The sequence below is a fragment of the Paenibacillus sp. sgz302115 genome (assembly GCF_056120445.1).
This window is the reverse complement of record NZ_JBVYOK010000004.1, coordinates 195,803-214,975: the sequence shown is the minus strand read 5'-3', so window position 1 is coordinate 214,975 and position 19,173 is coordinate 195,803. Positions and strand designations below refer to the sequence as shown.

Sequence of the window (19,173 nt, the reverse complement as noted above, 5' to 3'; positions counted from 1 at the left end):
AGGTTTTTTTGTGCTCTTTTATATGCTTGCCTGCTAGTCTCGCCCAGAACAAGAGCCTGTCTCCGAGCGTTTAGACGCTGCGAAGCAGGCTCTTTGCTTACATCCCCTTCGGTCAAGCGCCCAGCCGCAGCATGAACATCTCCAGCCCCAGCACCTTGTCGATGGCTCCTGTTTTCATTTGGTAGTCCAGATCAGCCAGGTAGCTCATAATTTGTCTCAGCCGCTGGCCTTCGAACTTGTGGGCCTGCTCACCCGCAAGCTTGACAGCATAGGGATGAAGCCCAAGCTGCGAGGCAATCTGTCCCTGTGAGTAGCTCTGCGCGGATAAATCCTTTACCTGCAAAATAATCCGGAACTGCCTGGCAATCAGCGCGGCAATCTTGATCGGCTCCTCACGCTGCTTCAACAGCTCATACAGCGTATTCAGCGCCTTGTCGAGGCGCAGGTTGGCAATGTCCTCCACCAGCGTGAACACATTCTGCTCCGTCCCCCGGTGCACCAGGCTCTCAACAGCCGCAGCGTCTACGGTACCGCCTTTGCCGGCGAAGAGACTCAGCTTGTCCATTTCCGCCGACAAGCCCTGCAGCCCCGTCCCGGCATTCGCAACAAGAAGCTCAGCCGTTCCCGGAGCAACCGCGCAGCCCCGGTCACGGAACCCTTTTTCTACCCAGCGCAGCAGCTCCTCCGCTCCCAGCGGGTTAAAGGCCAGGACGGTTCCTGCCGTTTTTGCCGTCTTGACGATTTTTTTACGCTCATCCAGCTTGTCATTATTGACCAGAAATACGATCACGCTGAAGCTGGCCGGGTGCTGCATATATTCACTTAAGACCTCTACGCGATGCTCAAGCTTGGCGTTGTCTTTTCCCGCAGTGAAGAGGGAGGCGTCACGCACCAGCAGCAGCTTCCGCTCCACCATGAACGGCACAGTCTCCGCTTCTTCCACAACCGCCTGCACCGGCGTCTCGGAGAGATCGAAAGGGATTACCGCGAAATCACGATCCTCTTTGGCAATCAACTGATCCTCCAGCAAGGCTGCAAATTCATTCATCCGAAACTTCTCGCTGCCGTACAGCACATAGAATGGCGAAACTTTTCCTTGTCTGATGTCCTTGGCCGCCGTTTTGGCATCCATCCCGCCACTTCCTTTTCCATGTCATTCTTGGATCATTGTATCAGTCATACAAAAACAGAGCAACTCCGGCAGCCATGGCCAAAGTTGCTCCGTTTCAGAGGCGCATCTATATAAACGACGGAAGGAAAAGCTCTAGAAACTTCCCAAGCCGCCGGTCATACCGATGATTCTCGCAAATCCTAAACATTCTGTTCTCTTACTATAAGCATATTCCACTGCCGCTAAAAATGTTCCACCGCGCGATTATTTTGCGGACGTTGCCGCGTCCGGGGTAACCGCCGGTGTTGCTGCAGACGAAGCGGCTGGTGAAGCGGAAGGCTGCGCAGAGGCTGCTGAATCTGGAACTGTGTATACCTTCGTAACCTCATTGCCTCCTTGCTCAGTCACATAAGTGAACTCCCGGCTGTCGGCCGACCATGAACCGGAAACCCACGTGCCTTCCAAAGGAAGAGAGGTCAGCGCCGTCCGTCCGTCATTCGAAGCTCCCCCCTGAATGGTGTAGATCACAAGCTGCTGACCGGCAAGCTCGGCGTCAAAACGGCCGTCCGGTGAAGCCCATGTCGATTGTGTCATCATCAGAGAAGGCAAAATGCCCATCGTACCGGCTTCCTCGCCTTTGGAAACACGCTCCTTAGCTCTGTCTGAATTACCCGTAGAAGCATCGTTTGACATATTCGCTGCGACATCCTGGGAGCTGTTATCTTCACTTGGAGCTTGGCTGCCTACAGCTCCCTTATACTGAGCTGCCGGAGGAGTAGCCGCACTTCCAGGTTTGGCAGTGGATCTCCCTTTCCCCTTTAGCGGTTCCTTGCTTTTGGCGGGTGCCGTATCCGAAGAACCCTGGGTTGGAGCATTCGTAGGCGCAACAAGTGAAGTATTATTGTTGCCGTCTGTTGGAGCGCTGCTCTGCTCCGGGAGGCTTGCCGCAGTGCTATCCGCGTTGGCTTTGTCTGCGCTGCTGACTTGGCCGGTATCCATTGCGCCCCCTGCTGATGCTGCGGATTTCTCCATAGACTGGTTGCTTGAACTTACATCTGCCGCCTGATTCAGTGCCTGATCGACATCCGCCGCCGGCATGCTGTCCGGCATATTGAAAATAGCTATAAGCAGTATAACCGCAGCCGCTACAGCACCTATGCCTGTCCTTGCTGCTATGGAATTCCCCTTGAATTTTTTGCCATGGGTACTTTTGCGTGTGAAAGGAACGACCTTTGAATCTTCATCACTTGTCACACCCTGCTCCTGAACACCTTGGTCCAGCTTGTCAAGCTGCGGCAGGATCGAATCAACCAAACTGAAAGGGGGCTTCACATCCGGCAGCTGCTCCAGTTGCTGGGAGAGCAAGGTCAGCCGGTCAAAGACATCTGCGCATGAAGGACAATCGTCGATATGACGGAACATTTCTATAATCTCGTCCTGGCTCAAGTCATGATCCAAATAGCGGTGCATCCATTCCATCACCTCCGCGCATTTCATCCCGATACACCACCTTTCTGATACTCCTGAAGTCTATTCTGCAGTTGCTGTCTTGCCCGGAACAGGTAGGATTTCACCGTATTCAAAGGAAGATTCAGTGAGTCTGCAATCTCGTTGTAAGAAAAATCCTGCAAATACCGCAGCACGATCACCGTCCGGTGATGCTCCGGGAGCTGATCTATCGCCTCCCGTATATCCTCCGCCATATACCCGGACATCACTTCCCGCTCCACATCCTGCTTATCCGGAAATACCATTTCATGCTCATCCATGGAAACTGTTGGTTTCGTTTTTCTGAACTTGTCAATGCAAATGTTGGTCACGATCCGTTGTACCCATGTTTTGAACTGAGCCTTCTCCTCATAGGAACCGATTTTGGTATATACCCGGATAAGCGCCTCCTGTGAAGCATCCAAAGCGTCCTGTTCATTATGCAAAATGTAGAAGGCCGTCTTATACACCTGTCCTTCAATTTCTCGCAATAGGGTGATTAGAGCGTCGCGATCGCCCGCTTGAGCGGCTCTGATGAGTCCCTGCTCCACCACGAAGGTTCCCCCTCTCTATGCAATCTTACTGACGTGCAAGACTGCGAATTTGTTGCAAGCCTGTAATCAATATTTTGGAACGCACTCCATAATCCTTACTAAGCATACAAGGGAAGCTCGAATCATTCAAATACTCTTTTACAGAAAATTATTACAAAAATGAAATAAATAAAGCCCCACGACGTGGGGCTGCAGCCTTAATACCTATAAATACATCATTTATACAGTATAGTTTTGCAGAGCATAAAGATGGAGTAGTTGTCTTTGGTTTCATCATCCACAATATAAGCTTCACCATTATCAAAAATATGCGGATTGTTAAAGTTGCGCTCCAGCCTGTAAATACGGCCCTCAGTTACCTTGCAGCCATGATGCCTGCTGGCAATTTCCACATATTGCGCATCCCATTCAGAAGCCGGGCTAAGCAGATGATCATGAGCAGACATTCCAATCACTCCTGACGGGATAATAAAAGGCTTCTACTATTATATAGTGTATTATATTTAACTTTGTTCTATACTGCCAGCTCTTTAATATGGTAGAAAAAAAGCCGCAGGCTGATGAAATTCAGTCCCACGGCTTATTGAGCTATATTTCTGCAGCGCTGCTCTTAAGCGCCCTTAATTTCCTTAAATTTCGCCACATACTTGGCGGCCAGCTCGGTGATCTGGTCGTAGCGGCCTTCCTTGGCCGGTGCGGTCAGGTTGCCCCCGATGCCTACGGCGATACAGCCGTTCGCAATCCATTTCTCCATATTGTTCAAATCCACGCCGCCCGTAGGCATGATGTTGACATGCGGCATAGGCCCTTTGACGGCTTTGACATAATCCGGTCCGAAGGCGCTGCCCGGGAACAGCTTGAGTACGTCCACGCCCAGCTTCAGCGCTTCCTTCATTTCGTTCAGCGTCATGCAGCCCGGCATATACGGAATTCCGTAGAGATTGCACATTTTGGCGGTCTCTTCTTCAAAAGAAGGACTAACTACAAATTCCGATCCTGCCAGAATGGCAATTCTTGCTGTAAGAGGGTCAAGCACTGTACCGGCTCCGATAACCGCACGGCTTCCGTATTCAGCAACCAGCCGCTTGATTGCCACATCCGCATCCGGTGTTGTAAAGGTGACCTCAATGTTGTTAAGACCACCTTCAATGCAGGCAACGGACATTTTGAATGCATCGTCGGCATTGTCTGCACGAATTACCGCTACTACGCCAACGGATGAGATATTCTGCAATACTTTTATCTTCTTCATCATAAACTCCCTTTCTTGGTTCAATCCTTGGAATAAGAATATTTATTTAGATAAAAAATTTTATCTAATTTACTAACCTCATACTGAAAACCTATAAGAAAATAGTAATAATAATGTTGCTTGCAGTCAATATATATTTGTATGAACAGATTAAAAAACTTCATCAATACTCTATAAACCCCTTATTAATAAAGGATTTTTAAAACAAACTCCATATCAATACAGTAATTTATTTTCAGCAGATGAGTGATGTATTATTGTACAAAACCGTTTTATGTGATAATTTCAAATTACAAATCATTATACAGGGGTTTATAGAATTACCCTGAGGAGGATCTATTCATGAATAAACGACTGGAAGCAGTTACATTCGGGGAGCCGATGGCGATGTTTTATGCCAATGAGGTAGGCCCGCTGCACGAGGTTACTTCCTTTTCCAAAGCGCTGGCCGGTGCAGAGAGCAATGTGGCGACCGGTTTATCGCGTCTTGGACACAAGACCGGCTACGTAACGAAGCTTGGCGAAGACAACTTCGGCCAGTTCATTGTCGGTGCGCTGACCAAAGAGCAGATTGATACCGGCAGCATTAGTTTTACTAAAGAATTTCCAACCGGGATGCTGATCAAATCCAAGGTGCTGACCGGCGACCCCAAGGTTGAATATTTCCGTAAAAATTCCGCAGCCTCCAAGCTGAGCCTGGCGGATTTCGACGAAGCTTATTTTGCTTCCGCCGGACATCTGCATGTGACAAGCATCTCCTCGGCATTATCGCAAACCTGCCATGAATTTTCTATACATGCGATGGAATTTATGAAGCAGCGCGGCAAAACCGTCTCCCTCGACCCGAATCTGCGTCCTACGCTATGGCCGGATAAGGAGACTATGGTGAACACGATCAACGATCTCGCCACCCGCTGCGACTGGTTCCTCCCTGGACTCAGCGAAGGCAGAACCCTTACCGGTCTTGATACACCGGAGGAAATTGCCGGCTTTTACCTGGACCGCGGGGTCTCTCTTGTCGTGATCAAGCTCGGTCCTGAAGGCGCTTATTACAAAACAGCGGCCGGTGAAGAAGGGTACGTCGCTGGCTTCAAAGTAGAGACGGTAGTCGATACCGTCGGCGCAGGTGACGGCTTTGCCGTCGGCGTGATCAGCGCCTTGCTGGAAAAGCTGACTGTAGCCGAAGCCGTTAAGCGCGGCAACGCCATCGGCGCACTTGCCGTCATGTCTCCTGGCGACATGGATGGACTTCCGGTCCGCGACGGATTGGAAGCCTTCATGAAGGCGGGCGTTTAGGCGGCGGAACTATAGCAGAGCGCTCTGCCGTCAAGCTAGCGGCATTCACGTAAAAAGCCCTTCACAGTCTCAACTAGGCTGTGAAGGGCTTTTTACTGCGGGCAGTTTGCTTTCTTCCCGCAAGAGCATTGTTGTTCGCCGGCAATCTGCCAAACCGTTTTATTTCTTGGGAGCTGGAGCCTGTACGGATTGCCCCTGCTGCAGCGAAGGCGGAAAACGGTACGTAATCGGCATGGACGCTCCCTGATCCTCGATCAAAGTGAGCATGATCTTGGCTGCCTGCATCCCCATCTCGTAGGCGGGCTGGCGGATGGTCGTAATCGCCGGATTATAGATCCGGGCAAATTCGGCATCGTCAATCCCAATTACAGACAGTTGGCCGGGAATGGTTATGGAGTGGCGGTTCGCATACTTTAGGATTTCCCCCAGCACAAGATCGTTGGCCGCGAGCAGTGCCGTCGGCGGCTGCGGCAGACTCAGCAGCTCATCAAGCGCCGAGGCAATCGCCTCTCTTGGCACACTGCGCACATACTGGTCGTTCAGAGCCAGCCCTGTCTCCTCCATTGCTTTCCTGTAGCCGCTCATCCGTTCCTTGCGGGGAGTAATCGCATGCTCGCCAAGCGGCAGCGACAGGATGGCAATCGCCTCATGACCCTGCCCTGTCAGCTCTTTAATCGCTGTCTTGACCGCCATTTCGTTGTCGAGCAGCAGACTCTGGGTGGTGATGCCTTCTACCAGCCGGTCCATGAATACAAGCGGATATTCCGCTTCGATCAGCCGGGTGTAGGGTGACGGATGATCCCCTGTCGGAAAAATGATCAATCCATCCACCTGACGGGCCACAAGCGCCTCCACGTGGGTGTTTTCTTTGTCCGCGTTCTCATCGCTGTTGCAGATAATCACCTGTATGCCATGCCGCTGCAGCTCATTTTCAATCGCCCGGATACACTGGATGGACAGCGAATAATCAATGTTAGCCACAATGATGCCTACCATATGCGTCCGGTTCTGCTTCAGGCTGCGGGCCAGGCCGTTCGGCTGGTAATTCAGCTCCTCAATGACCTCGGCAATGCGATTTTTGGTCGCTTCGCTCATATACTTGAACCGTTTATTCAAAAATTGCGAGACCGTGCTTTTCGACACTCCCGCCTTTTGGGCGACATCTTCAATCGTCAGCTTCTTCATCATTTCCGCTCCACTCTGTACAGAAAAACACCGGCTTCCACGGCACGTCCAGCAAGAACGGTTCAACGCAGAAAAGCCATACTTTCTGATAATATCAAAAAGTATAGCTTTTTTTTAGTAAATTATCTAGTAATCAAAATCAAAGTTTATGTTGGCCCCATTAATTGTTCAATGTAGCCGGGTCGATCTTTTCACCGTATTCTTCATACCACCAATCGTAGAACCACTGCCGTCCAGTAAGAAAAGAAATATCAACCTTGCGTTTCTCCCCATTGACTTCGTAGATTGCTGTAACAGGAGTTATTTGGGTATCTTCAATGGTTTCTCCAGAATGCATCGCTGGCTTATCTTTTTTCTCTGTAGTGATGCTCCCCCTCAGTACTTGTGTTTTCCCGGTAGCTATGTCATATAGCTTGTTATGCTGCACATAACCGCCTTTTCCATCCTCCGTATAATAAACCATCAACAATTCTTCTCTATCCTGGTCAATAGTCATGAAGGATTTGTACAAACTATAAGAAGTGTTAAGCGCCAGGAGCTCTCTGGGAACAATCAATTCCCCCTCCTCAGCCCTCCCGATATCTATAACGGAAATCTTGCCTGTGTTAGGTATCCTCTCCGATCCCAATGTATAAGCGCTATGGGTAAAGAGAAGATAGTCTCCTGCGCCAAAGATGTACCCTAACTCAAAATAGGTTTGCGCCCCTCCTGCATACAGCGGGAATGTATATATTCTTTTGGCTGAAGCGGCCGATAACTCCGAATGCCCTTTAGGGGTCAAATAAAGTGTGTATGGTTCTGTAATGTGGGTGTACTTCGGCTTCGTGTAGTCAACCATTGGCGGCGGAGGTGACCATACGATGCCTGCCGATGTTTCAACAGCTTTAGCAATTCCCTTATTTCGATCCAGCGGCAAAGGCATGTAGTACTTCATACCGCCGATCTCAAATTCTGCAGACCCGATTGGCGGATTATACCTCTGTGGTGAAGCTGGAGGCTGAACTGCTGCGCCAGTGCTTGTGCGCCACAGCGAAGAGAGCTTTCCGGCAAAATCCCCTTTGCCCCACTCGTCCAGCGGCCATACCAGAACGCCGAACAGCAGGAGTACCGCCAGACACGTGAACCCCAAGCTTTTGCCGGAACGGAATGGGCGCTTTGCCGCCCGGTGACTGTCGGCAGCCGCTTCGATCCGGGCCATCAGCTCTGGAGTAAAACCATCCTCCACAAAAGGACTGCGGCCTGCTTTGGCATACCATTCCTTTTCACCAGCCATTACACTGTTCTCTTCGCTTTCATGTCCAGTTGTCATAAGTCCTCCTCCTTCATCGCCGTTTTTACCTTCTCCCTGGCCCGGGCCAGCCGGGATTTGACCGTCCCCTGAGCTATGCCAAGCAGAGCGGACATCTCCGCAATCGACAAGCTCTGCTGGATATCAAGCACCAGCACCTCCCGGTGCTTATCCGGCAGACCCATAATGATTTCCCAGATCCGGTTAGCATATTGGTTGCCAATCGCTTCTTTTTCCGCAGAGGGTGCCTGTCCGGGTCCTTGCCGTTCCCCAAGTGGAGCGAATCTGCGCCAGAAGCTGTTTCGTCTGAAGCTGAAGGCCGTATTGCGTGTAATCGTCAGCAGCCAGGTCTTCAGAGTGGAGTGGCCGCGGTATTTGCCGATGTTCTTATATGCCTTCAGGAATACCTCTTGGCTGATGTCATCCGCCTGCTCACGGCTGCGCGTCAGAAAAAAAGCATAATGCCACACATCAGAGCCATACGTCTCCATCATTTCCCGCAATGACATGGCCGGAGCATACGCCACGGCATAGGGTAATTCTTCGCTCTGCATCTCTCTCACCTCTCCCCCAATAAGACTCTTCAGGCCGCAAATGGTTCCCTCGAAATCCAGGAATAAACAATATAATTTAATACGCAAAAATATCCCCCAAGCAGCGCTTTCTGCTTGGGGGATATTAAACTTGAATAGAGTGCGCATTATCCCAGTTTCGCTTCTAAGCGCCGGGCCAAATCATCATCGGGCAGCGGACTACGGTGCGTATTCTCCAGATAGATATGCTTTTCGGTTTCGGGCATCAAATACTCTTTGTACCAAAGGAACATGTCGGGACTGTCTCCTTGAATCCGCAGGAATTTACGGACCGTATTAGCATGATCTATGGTGTTATCCAGATTGGTCAGCCAATCGGCACGGTAGAAATGCTCCCAGCGTCCGTTCTCTGCGTTAATAAGCGCCTGTTTGCCTTCACTGTAGTTCCAGACTGCATGCGAGGCGTGAATGAAGGCCTGTGGATATTGCTCTTCACGATAGCACTCGTAGGCACTGCAGATTGCCGCAAGGCCCCGGCAGCCACTCCAGTGCAATTCGATTTGCACCAGCAACTGATGGTGCAGCCTGCTGCGCTCTGCATCCGGCATCTGTTCCATAAGCTGCAGACACTGTAGTCTTAGCTTCTCCCAGCCGGGGATGGCAGCTTGCGCCTTCTCCCTGAACCAGCGGACCTGCTCCTGGAAATCCCCGCCGCCTGCCGCCCACAGCAGCCGCTCATCTGCACTTTCCCGTCCTTTCAGCCAATGGCCCATGATCTGCCTGGCGGGATGATGGTAGAATTCATCGCCGGCGCGGTCATCCGCATGTGGTCCATAGGAGATTGTACACTCAGCATAGCTTGTGTATAGGCCCGCAATCTCTTGCCGATTGGTGGTATACAACCGCTCTACGAAGGATTGAAGCTGCCCTTCAGAGTCGGCGGTTCCCCGTGTCCACAGCTGTGCCGCAAGATCCAAAGTATACAGATGCGGCAAAATGTTGCCGGAGTTGACCAGCAAATATTCGTCCGCCCCGGCAGCAAAAGCATCCTCCAGCTCATCTACAATCAGTCCCGCTGGAGCGGGGAACAACGTCAGATGGTTCGATGCCTGCAAATCATGGAAGGTTACGTGATAATAGACTCCGTTCTTTCCTTCATCGCCAGTAGCAGGCAGCGCAGGCACACGGAGATTCAGATTGCCGTGGCGCCGTGAGACCATTTTGCCATAACCGTTGTCGGCCCAAATCTTGATAACACCCGGGGGAACCTCGATATACCCCTGCTTGTACAGCTCGGCAATCTCACCATACATCGCCATGCAGCAAACCGGCTGCTTAACATCTTCGCTTATCATGTCGTACTGCTTGCGGACGACACTGGAGATCAAGCGGCCACGCTTCGCCGGCGTATCAAATCCGGGATCATTCTCCCAAAATGGCTTGTCGCCCTGGCCCCGGAAAGAGAGCACCCACAGCACCTTCTCGTCCTTCTGGCGCTGGATGGCTTCCCTCCAGAGCTGCTCGAACAGCTCGGGGTATTCCTTGTAGCTGGCTTGCTTGCCCGGAAAAGCCCGCAGGAACATCTCCGCCCCAAGCGGCTCGGCATGATGGTGGGTTATCCATAACCCCATGTCCACGGCAAGCTGGTGATGGATGCCAATCCGCGGCAGATCCGTACCCGGAATGACCATATTGCCACCGCAGCGCAGCAGCGCTTCAAAAATCGGCTGCCACACCTCCTCACCCGGAGGATACTGCTCCTTCCAGCCGATCAGGCAAACCTCGTCATTGACGAACCAGCCCCGGTAGCGTATCTTCGGCTGAATGCTGTCATAATTCTCAGCAGGTATAGAGATGATTGCCCGTTTGGCCGGCGGCAGCTCCGACCAGAACCAGAAGGGATCTACCCCAAGAACGTACCGGCTGTAATGGAGCAATCCATAGATGACTCCAAGTTCATCGCTGCCGACAATATGCAGCACCGGAGCAGCCGAACTTCCGGCAAAGCGAAAGCAGAATCCTTCCGGCCATTCCGGACAGCTATCCTCCTCCTGTGCGTAACGCACCACGATGGAGGCTGCCGTTCCTTGCACCGGAACCTGGCTGAACACCGCTTCATGGTCTCTTGCAATCATGCTCCAGACATGTTCGAGCGGCCGTGTCCAGCAGGTCTGTATATCGTATAGGCTTGCGGCTGAAATTCTCAGCTCGCTGGCTGAATACATCGTCCCCATCTCCTATTTGACTTTGGAATTATCTACATCCCATTGCAAATATTGTACAGCAGAACCTCCGATACTGCACTAATGTAGTTGATAAGGAAGACGGCTCCAGCGTAATTGAAGCGCTCCGCATTTAACGCTGCCCCTCTGCTGCGGTCAGCTTATGCCGCACCGTGATTCCTTCCTGCCGGACCTTCATTTGGATCTCCCCCAGCAGATCGGTCCGGTATACAGCAGTGCGGCCAGCCGCCAAACGGTCCAGCACTTCGGCATTCGGATGCCCGTACAGATTGCCCACTCCGGCAGAGATCACAGCGGCGCTGGGATCCCAGAAATCCAGCCAGGCTGCGCTTGTTGCGGTTTTGCTGCCGTGGTGCGCCACCTTCAGCACATCAATGGGCTGTACAGCGCCGATTCCCGCCTGCCTGCCGTCCGCAAGGATTGTTTCCTCCGCCGCCTTGTCCATATCTCCTGTAAAAAGAAAGCTGCGGCTATTCATCTCCAGCCGAAAAACCACCGATTCGTGATTCTGTTCCTCCACCTCCGGCAGTATGGGCTTCCCCGCCGTCTGCGGTTCCGGCCAGAGGAAGATCAGCTCCGTATCCTCATCCGGAGCAAGCGCCATCCCCTGCTGTACAGGGTACAGCCGGACACCAGCCGCAAGCGCTGTACCCATCAGCTTCCGGTAAGGCTCCCTGTCGGCTAGCGTCCCGTTAAATAGCAGCGCCGACACAGGCATTCCCTCCAGCACCGCCTGCAGCCCTCCGGCGTGATCCTGGTCGCCGTGGGTCAAAATAACGGCGTCCAGCCGGTGAATCCCCCGCTGCTTCAGAAGCGGCAGCAGCGTCTTAGCCCCGACCTCGAACGGGCTGCGGCGGATGCGCCATTCCTCCTTTTTGCCAAAGCTGACTGTGCCGCCCCCATCGACCAGAATATGGGCTCCGCCGGGAGTGGTGATCAGAATACTGTCACCCTGTCCGACGTCGAGATAGCTGATCGCTCCCGCACCGCCCAGGTTCTCTGCATAGTAGCCCCTGTACAGCAGCAGAGCAATTCCGGCAGTACACAAGAAGGCTGCCGGGCCAGTCCAGCGCTGAGCAACCGGTGGTTGGAAAGGCATCGGCAAAGCGCTCCCCCTGGCTCCGCTCCAAATGCCACCGCCCAGGCTTCTCCCGCCTGCACCTTGCGGCTGATCCAGCTCCGACAGCGGCTTCGTCTCATCCTCCATTGCCTGCGGCGCCAGCCGGACCTCATACCGCCGCTTCAAGCTGTAGAGCAGGCCATAGAGCAGTAAATAATACAAGCAAATCCACAGCAAGGAAGGAGAACTCCAGATCAGCACCCCGCCGGAAAACCCGTTCATCCATTCCACCGCGCCAAAGGTAGCATTATTCAGCAGCTCCGCAACATGCGCGCTCACACCAGCAGCAGCGTTCCAGAGCCGGCCAAGCAACAGCGCCAGCGTCCCCAGCGGCAGCACCAGAAAAGTAATAAAGGGGACAAACACCAGATTAGCGGCAAAGGACAGCAGCGAAAACTGATTAAAGTAATAAATCGTCAGCGGAAAAGACACCAGCTGAGCGATCAGTGTCACCGATACCGCGCTGCCCAGCCAGCGGGGCAACCCGCGCAGCAAAGGCGCGGCAAGCGGCATATAGACCATAAGTCCGGCCGTAACCAGAAAGGACAACTGAAAGCTGACACTCAGCAGCAGATACGGATTCCAGACCAGCATAATCAGCGCCGCCGCCGCGAGAATATTCATTCCGTCCTTCAGCAGCCCGAACCGGGCGGCTAGCAAGGCGATCATACTCATAATTCCCGCCCGCACAATGGACGGCCCCGCGCCGGACAGCAGCACGTACACAGGCACAAGTATCACGGTAATGGTTAGCGCCGTTTCTCTGGTCAGGCGGCAGCGTCGCAGCAGAAACAAAATAACCCCGACATACACCGCCACATGCATGCCCGAAATCGCCAGGATATGCGTCAGTCCAAGCTGCGAGAACTGCTTGAACGTCTCTTCGTCCAGGGCGTCCTGAATGCCCAGGACCAATCCTTTCATGTATCCCCCGTGCGGCTCCTGAAATAAGCGGTCCATCTCCGCACCAAGAGCGGCGCGCGCCGCATCATTCCAGCGCAAAATGCTTGATAGCCCCCAGGATGCCGGGGGCGAGGCTTGTACACTTTCCGCGCCGTCTCCCTTGATGAGCCAATGAATTCTCTTAGTCAGCAAATACTCCCGATAGTCAAATCCGCCGAAATTACGCGCTTCTGCGGGCTGCACGAGCTGTCCCTCAAGCATCACCTGATCGCCTCTCCTCCACTTGGCAGCAGTGGCGATTTCAGCTTCGGCCTGGAGCTTGATTTGCACAGCGATTAACTCGCCTGCCACTCGTCCTTCCCGCTTCAGTGCTCCTTCCTGCGGATGCTCTCCTTCCCCGCTCACTCCTAGTTGCGATAGTTTCACAGTAAAATCAACCCGGTCTCCATCACGTTCCACAGGTGAAGTGATCACGCCTTCGGCTTGTACATAGGACTCATTCAGCTCCGCTGCCGAATGTCCCAGCGCTTCCGGCAGCAGACTGACATTGCTCCCCTCGTTCCATTCCCAGATCAGGGCTGCCGCAATAAGCGCCAGTCCGAACACCACTAAATTTCTCCATCCGATTCTTGCGCTGACAGCAAAGATGATGAGCAGCAGCAGACAGCCCGCCAAGTAAATCAGCAGCTTCTGCCCGGAGAACAAGCAGCCTGCCGAGCTGCCTGCAATCCAGCATACTGTGAAGCATAACAGCGGCCTTTTTTTCATGAACGTTCCTCCCTATATACACATCCGTACACAAACAAAAGAACCCCTGCATACGCAAAAAAAACGCGTAGTACAGAGGTTCTTCCCCTGAAGCTTATGGCTATTTGGCTGCGGCAGCCTTCCGGCTATTCCGATACGGTGATCATCGTTTCCTTCGGCGGCTCATAATTCTCCAATTGGCGGAAGATAATCCCTTTGGAGCGCAGCATCGCCTCTACCTTCTCCATATCCTTGCGGTAGGGCCGCAGATAGACGATCTCCACAATTCCGCTGTTAGCCAGCATATTGGCGCAGGTCCAGCACGGTTCATCGGTAACATAGACGGTACTGCCTTCCCGGTCGCTCCGGTCCGTGAACAGCAGCAGATTCTGCTCGGCGTGGATGGTTCGGATGCAGCGCTGCTTCATCACCATCGTCTCCACCCCGTTAACCATTTCCCGTTCATATTGCTCAGAGACCATGCAGCCCGCTTCCGAGCAATCCGGCACCCCCATCGGCGCTCCATTGTAAGCAGTGCCCAGCAGCTTCTTGCCCTGCACCAGCACGGCGCCAACATGGCGGCGGGGACACCGCGAGCGTGTGGAGACCATGCAGGCAATATCCATGAAATAAGTATCCCAATTCTTACGGTAGGCTACAGTCATCAGTAATCTCCACTTTCCCTTCAATAGTTGATCATTATTGTAGCATATTGCAGCAAGCTTCCACTAGGACAATGGTTGCACAGCTTACAGCCGCTAATACATTGAAGCAGAGCCAGCCGCCCACTGCCAACATTGCTTTGAATCTATCCGGTCACTCTCAGAATATCACCAACGGCTTCAGCTTTTCCAGCAGCTTCGGCCCAATTCCCTTCACTTCACCCAAATCAGACAAGCTGCGAAAAGCCCCCTTACTGCTGCGGTAATCTATAATCGCCTGCGCCTTCTTCGCACCGATTCCCGGCAGATTCATCAGTGCAGCAGCATCCGCTGTGTTGACGTTAATTTTGCCGTCCACGGATGTTTGGCCTGCAGAAGCGCCTCCACTTCCGGCACTGGCCGCCGCTCCTGCACTGCTTCCAGCAACAGGCGTCCCTGCGCCATTTCCTGGCGGTGATACCGCTTCTGCGCCGCCACTCCTCGCAGCATTAGCTTCCGCCACTGTGGATGCTGCATCTTCCTTCCCTGCGCTACCTTCCTTCCCTGTGCCTGCCCCCTTCTCCCCGCGCTCCTCGCCTAGCTTGCTGCTCTCCTCCACGCTATTCCCGCCAGCCGCAGCCACCGCCGCCCCCTTGTCCGCTGAGCCTAGAGCCTGCGCCATGCTGGCATTGAGTGTCTTCCAGCCAGCAATACCACTGTCCTCCTCGCGGTCCGCTGCCCACACAAGCCCGCCGCCCAGCAGTCCGGATGCAATGACCAAAGCCAGTATTCTTTTGTTCATGAAGCTCTCCTCCTACAATAAACTGGAATTTTATTCAATAATCCGCTTAAAACCTGTCATTTGTCCAAGACTCCTGTGCATACACTTAACGAAGAGTACTGCTGCAAGCAATAGCGACATCAGAAAGGAGGTACCCTAGGATGAAGGTGGGATTTATCGGAACAGGCAGCATGGGCAGTCTGCTCATCGACGCCTTTCTTTCTTCGGGAGCACTTGAGCCGTGCGATGTGCTTGCCGGCAACCGCAGCCAGAACAAACTGCTGCAGCTTCAAGAACGCCATCCAGGCCTATCCATTGGCAGCAACAGAGAGATCGCGGCCGGAAGCGATATCCTTTTCATATGTGTAAAACCGCTGGAATTCAAAACGCTGACAGAGGAAATCTCAACATGCCTGCGCAGCGAGCAAATTGTTGTCTCCATCACCAGCCCCGTGATGCTCTATCACTTGGAATCCGCTCTGCCATCCAAAATTGCCAAAGTTATCCCCAGCATCACCCACTCTGTCAAAAGCGGGACTTCACTTTGCATATTTGGCAGCAGAATTAATAAAAAAGACAGGCTACTGCTGCTTCATCTGTTGTCTTTCATAGGCGTTCCATTGGAAATACAGGAGACGCATACCCGGATTGCCTCGGATTTCTCCAGTTGCGGCCCTGCGTTCATCAGCTATTTCATTGAGCGGTGGATTGAAGCTGCGGTAGAAGCCACTGGCATAGAAGAAGCCTTGCTTACCCGGCTGGCCGGTGAAATGCTGCTCGGTACAGGCAAGCTGCTGACAGAAGGCGGATTCACTCCGCAGGAGCTGCAAGAGCGGGTAGCCGTGCGCGGCGGCATTACAGCGGAAGCGCTGAACCATCTGCGCACCAGTCTCGACGGCGTTTTCGAACGCCTGACCACCACAACACATGAAAAATACGATGAAGATGTCGATAAGCTCGACATTCTGTTCGGCAAGGGCGGCATCATTCAAACTCCGCTAGACCGCTAACACCCCGCCACAACGCCGGCCCTTTGCCTTCAAAGCTGCCTTAAACCAATAAAGCCCGCAGCACGGATAACTCCGTTGCTGCGGGCAGAATTGCGTTCTTCGCTTAACCCACTACAATATTAACCAGCTTGCCGGGAACCGCAATGATCTTGCGTACGGTTTTGCCCTCGACTGCCGCCTTCACATTCGGAAGCGACAATGCATGGTTTTGCATATCTTCCTGACTCATATCCTGCGCGATCAGCGCGCGCTGTACGATTTTACCATTTACTTGTACGACGATTTCCACCTCGGCATCCACCGTCCAGGCTTCATCATAAGCCGGCCATACTACATAGCTTATGCTGCCTTCGTGTCCGAGCAGTTGCCACAGCTCTTCTGCGATATGCGGCGCAAGCGGTGACAGCATCTGTACGAAATGCTCTGCCGCTTCGGTGGACAAGGTTTCCTGCTTATAAGCATCGTTGATGAAAATCATCAGTTGGCTGATCGCCGTATTGAAGCGCAGATGCTCGAAGTCTTCGGTAACCTTCTTCAGCGTCTTATGCCAAGTCCGCTTGAACTCGTCAGTGCCGCCGTCTGGGGTGATTTTGGCACTGATGCTGCCGTCCTCATTCACGAACAGACGCCATACGCGGGAAAGGAAGCGGTGAATTCCCTCTACACCTTTTTCATTCCACGGCTTTGTGGCTTCCAGCGGCCCCATGAACATTTCATAGACACGAAGCGTATCCGCGCCATAGGCTTCCACAATTTCATCCGGGTTAATGACGTTGCCCCGTGATTTACTCATTTTCTCGTTATTATTCCCCAGGATCATCCCCTGGTTCACCAGCTTGTGGAACGGTTCTTTCGTATCGACCACGCCAAGATCATACAGCACCTTGTGCCAGAAACGGGCGTAAAGCAAGTGAAGCACCGCATGCTCGGCACCCCCGATGTACAGGTCAACCGGCAGCCATTCCTTCTGCTTCTCCGGTGAGCACAGCTCCTTGTCGTTGCGCGGATCAATGTAGCGCAGGTAATACCAGCAGCTGCCGGCCCATTGCGGCATGGTGTTCGTCTCGCGGCGGGCTTTCATGCCGGTCTCGGGATCAACCGTTTCGACCCACTCGGTCACATTTGCCAGCGGGGATTCACCAGTGCCCGAAGGACGGATTGAATCCACTTCCGGCAGCAGCAGCGGCAGTTGATCTACCGGAACGGTCTTCATTGTGCCGTCTTCCAGATGCAGAATTGGAATTGGCTCGCCCCAGTAACGCTGGCGGCTGAACAGCCAGTCGCGCAGGCGGTAGGTTACTTTGCCTTTGCCGCTGCCCTTCTCTTCCAGCCAAGAAATCATTGCGGCAATTGCTTCTTTGTTCTCCAGGCCATTCAGGAAATCGGAATTCACATGCGGTCCGTCTCCAGCGTAGGCCTCTTCTTCGACATTGCCGCCCTGCACAACCTCCACAATGTTCAGCCCGAACTGCTTGGCGAATTCCCAGTCGCGGGTGTCATGGCCCGGTACCGCCATAATCGCTCCCGTTCCGTACCCGGCAAGCACATAATCGGCGATCCAGATCGGCACCTGTGCGCCATTTACCGGATTGATGGCATAAGCGCCGGTAAATACGCCGCTTTTCTCCTTGGCCAGATCCGTACGTTCAAGGTCGCTTTTACGCGAAGCCTTGTCACGATATTCCGCAACTGCCGGCTTCTGCTCCTCTGTCGTAATGAGGTCTACCAATTTATGCTCCGGTGCCAGCACGCAATAGCTTGCGCCGAACAAAGTGTCCGGGCGGGTGGTGAATACCTCCAGGCTCGCATCATGACCTTCAATCGCGAAGATCACCTCAGCGCCGGTGGATTTGCCGATCCAATTGCGCTGCATATCCTTGATGCTTTCTTCCCAGTCCAGCTCTTCCAGATCTTCAAGCAGGCGCTCTGCATATTCCGTAATCTTGAGAATCCACTGGCGCATCGGTTTGCGGACCACGGGGTAGCCGCCGCGCTCGCTTTTGCCATCAATAACTTCTTCGTTGGCCAGCACCGTTCCCAGCGCTTCACACCAGTTGACCGATACCTCTGCCACATACGCCAAGCCACGGTTGTACAGCTGGATAAAAATCCACTGTGTCCACTTGTAGTACTCCGGATCGGTTGTGCTGATCTCGCGGTCCCAGTCATAGGAGAAGCCCAGCGACTTGATCTGGCGGCGGAAGTTATCAATGTTCTTAACTGTAATGTCGCGCGGATGCTGTCCGGTATCCATCGCATACTGCTCCGCAGGAAGTCCGAAGGCATCCCAGCCCATCGGGTGCAGCACGTTATAGCCGCGCATCCGTTTGTAGCGGGAGACGATATCCGTAGCCGTATATCCTTCCGGGTGGCCGACGTGCAGCCCTGCGCCTGAAGGATACGGGAACATGTCCAGCGCGTAGAATTTCGGCTTGCCCGCATCTTCGCCTGTCTTGAAGGTCTTGTTATCATCCCAGAATTTTTGCCATTTCGGCTCGATGGTTTGCGCACGGTAGCCTGCTTGAGGCTCAGTGCTAAATTTGTTGTCGCTCATCTTATGCTCCTCCTTGGAGTGTTGCTTACTTAGTTAAACGCCTTTGTAAAAAATATGCAGAGTAGGGTCACTACCAGAAATGTTTGGGCTTCCGCCCGCTGTTATTCTCCGATTTCTTGATTTGAACCGCTCTTCGCGGTAGAAATCCGAGAATAAAGGCGGCCACTAACGTTGCTCCAGCTCCAAAATTTCTTTCCGTTCCTTTATCTCTTCAAAAATTTAAAATACTAACCCGTTTTACCTAACAGGCCGGCAAAGTCCAAGAACCAGCTCTGGACTCGCTGTTCCGTTGGGGCGGGGATTTGCCTTCGTATGCCTCAGGCAGAGGGGGGCGCTTCGGCGGCCTGCCACCTGCCAGGCCCCAATACCGCAAAAAAACCTCCCATCCCTAGCGTATAATCGCTAGGGACGAGAGGTTTGAATTCCCGTGGTACCACCCTAGTTAGCGGCGGATATGCTTTATCTGC

At 53.1% G+C, this 19,173-nt stretch carries 15 protein-coding genes and 1 other annotated feature (1 of these 16 running past the window's edge); of the genes, 2 read left to right on the top strand and 13 right to left on the bottom strand.

Annotated features, from left to right (window positions below; translation table 11 throughout):
• Window positions 1-112 precede the first annotated feature (112 nt).
• From holA to AC0LWN_RS11375, 5 genes are all read right to left on the bottom strand, one after another.
• Entirely contained in the window at window positions 113-1,132 is a 1,020-nt protein-coding gene (gene holA, locus AC0LWN_RS11395) for a DNA polymerase III subunit delta (RefSeq protein WP_474665272.1), read from the bottom strand.
• 243 nt (window positions 1,133-1,375) lie between these two features.
• Complete coding sequence (locus AC0LWN_RS11390) at window positions 1,376-2,608, bottom strand: anti-sigma factor family protein (protein ID WP_474665270.1); 1,233 nt, start codon at window positions 2,606-2,608, stop codon at window positions 1,376-1,378.
• Window positions 2,605-3,153: an RNA polymerase sigma factor gene (locus AC0LWN_RS11385; RefSeq protein WP_458963759.1), complete on the bottom strand. Its 549-nt coding sequence runs from the start codon at window positions 3,151-3,153 to the stop codon at window positions 2,605-2,607. The genes AC0LWN_RS11390 and AC0LWN_RS11385 overlap by 4 nt, the downstream gene beginning before the upstream one ends.
• Window positions 3,154-3,368: 215 nt before the next feature.
• Entirely contained in the window at window positions 3,369-3,599 is a 231-nt protein-coding gene (locus tag AC0LWN_RS11380; protein ID WP_474665267.1) for a hypothetical protein, read from the bottom strand.
• A 164-nt stretch (window positions 3,600-3,763) separates the two neighbouring features.
• Window positions 3,764-4,405: a bifunctional 2-keto-4-hydroxyglutarate aldolase/2-keto-3-deoxy-6-phosphogluconate aldolase gene (locus AC0LWN_RS11375; protein WP_458963764.1), complete on the bottom strand. Its 642-nt coding sequence runs from the start codon at window positions 4,403-4,405 to the stop codon at window positions 3,764-3,766.
• Between the two features lie 342 nt (window positions 4,406-4,747).
• On the opposite strand from AC0LWN_RS11375, the gene AC0LWN_RS11370 reads away from it, so the two are divergent.
• The gene (locus AC0LWN_RS11370) at window positions 4,748-5,701 is read left to right on the top strand and encodes a sugar kinase (protein ID WP_474665265.1); all 954 of its coding nucleotides are present in this window, start codon (window positions 4,748-4,750) and stop codon (window positions 5,699-5,701) included.
• 159 nt (window positions 5,702-5,860) lie between these two features.
• On the opposite strand, the gene AC0LWN_RS11365 is transcribed toward AC0LWN_RS11370, so the two are convergent.
• The 7 genes from AC0LWN_RS11365 to AC0LWN_RS11335 all read right to left on the bottom strand — a co-directional run bounded on the left by AC0LWN_RS11365 (window position 5,861) and on the right by AC0LWN_RS11335 (window position 15,163).
• The gene (locus AC0LWN_RS11365) at window positions 5,861-6,886 is read right to left on the bottom strand and encodes a LacI family DNA-binding transcriptional regulator (protein WP_474665500.1); all 1,026 of its coding nucleotides are present in this window, start codon (window positions 6,884-6,886) and stop codon (window positions 5,861-5,863) included.
• A 160-nt stretch (window positions 6,887-7,046) separates the two neighbouring features.
• Entirely contained in the window at window positions 7,047-8,195 is a 1,149-nt protein-coding gene (locus tag AC0LWN_RS11360; RefSeq protein WP_474665263.1) for a hypothetical protein, read from the bottom strand.
• Entirely contained in the window at window positions 8,192-8,815 is a 624-nt protein-coding gene (locus tag AC0LWN_RS11355) for an RNA polymerase sigma factor (protein ID WP_474665261.1), read from the bottom strand. Before AC0LWN_RS11355 ends, AC0LWN_RS11360 begins: the two co-directional genes overlap by 4 nt.
• Window positions 8,816-8,874: 59 nt before the next feature.
• Complete coding sequence (locus AC0LWN_RS11350; RefSeq protein WP_474665259.1) at window positions 8,875-10,932, bottom strand: glycosyl hydrolase 115 family protein; 2,058 nt, start codon at window positions 10,930-10,932, stop codon at window positions 8,875-8,877.
• Between the two features lie 130 nt (window positions 10,933-11,062).
• Window positions 11,063-13,741, bottom strand: coding sequence for a ComEC/Rec2 family competence protein (locus AC0LWN_RS11345; RefSeq protein ID WP_474665257.1), 2,679 nt, complete (start codon window positions 13,739-13,741; stop codon window positions 11,063-11,065).
• A gap of 125 nt (window positions 13,742-13,866) precedes the next feature.
• On the bottom strand, window positions 13,867-14,385 hold the full coding sequence (locus tag AC0LWN_RS11340; RefSeq protein ID WP_458963774.1) for a deoxycytidylate deaminase: 519 nt from the start codon (window positions 14,383-14,385) through the stop codon (window positions 13,867-13,869).
• A gap of 157 nt (window positions 14,386-14,542) precedes the next feature.
• Window positions 14,543-15,163: a ComEA family DNA-binding protein gene (locus tag AC0LWN_RS11335; RefSeq protein ID WP_474665255.1), complete on the bottom strand. Its 621-nt coding sequence runs from the start codon at window positions 15,161-15,163 to the stop codon at window positions 14,543-14,545.
• 140 nt (window positions 15,164-15,303) lie between these two features.
• On the opposite strand from AC0LWN_RS11335, the gene comER reads away from it, so the two are divergent.
• Window positions 15,304-16,152 (top strand): late competence protein ComER, encoded by an 849-nt coding sequence (comER, locus tag AC0LWN_RS11330; protein WP_474665253.1) that lies wholly within the window; start codon window positions 15,304-15,306, stop codon window positions 16,150-16,152.
• 103 nt (window positions 16,153-16,255) lie between these two features.
• On the opposite strand, the gene leuS is transcribed toward comER, so the two are convergent.
• On the bottom strand, window positions 16,256-18,706 hold the full coding sequence (leuS, locus tag AC0LWN_RS11325; RefSeq protein ID WP_474665251.1) for a leucine--tRNA ligase: 2,451 nt from the start codon (window positions 18,704-18,706) through the stop codon (window positions 16,256-16,258).
• A 401-nt stretch (window positions 18,707-19,107) separates the two neighbouring features.
• Window positions 19,108-19,173, bottom strand: a binding site (T-box leader); it runs 200 nt beyond the window's last position.